Origin of the sequence: Sutterella massiliensis (assembly GCF_016899755.1) — a bacterium.
GTDB classification, from domain to species: Bacteria; Pseudomonadota; Gammaproteobacteria; order Burkholderiales; family Burkholderiaceae_F; genus Sutterella; species Sutterella massiliensis.
In genome coordinates, this window is record NZ_JACJJC010000558.1 from 1 (window position 1) to 230 (window position 230).

Sequence of the window (230 nt, forward strand, 5' to 3'; positions counted from 1 at the left end):
CCTAATGAGCGTCACGACCGCAAGCGATCGGGAACGCTTCGAAGGCGTCTGGCTTCTTTGCGCGAAGACCGACGGCTCTCCCCTGCCGCCGCAGTCGTTGAATGCCTACGGCTTAATGCAAGGCATGCCCGCCAAAGCGGACCTTCACTTCGAACTCCTCACGGGGCTCGATCAAGATGCGGAAGATGGGAACGAACCCGTTGGCGACCAGGCGACGACGTCGATTGCCG

At 61.3% G+C, this 230-nt stretch carries 1 protein-coding gene; it reads left to right on the forward strand.

What is annotated here, in order from left to right:
* Positions 1 to 230: hypothetical protein (locus H6A60_RS13685; protein WP_205105430.1), on the forward strand; the 230-nt coding region annotated here is incomplete at both ends.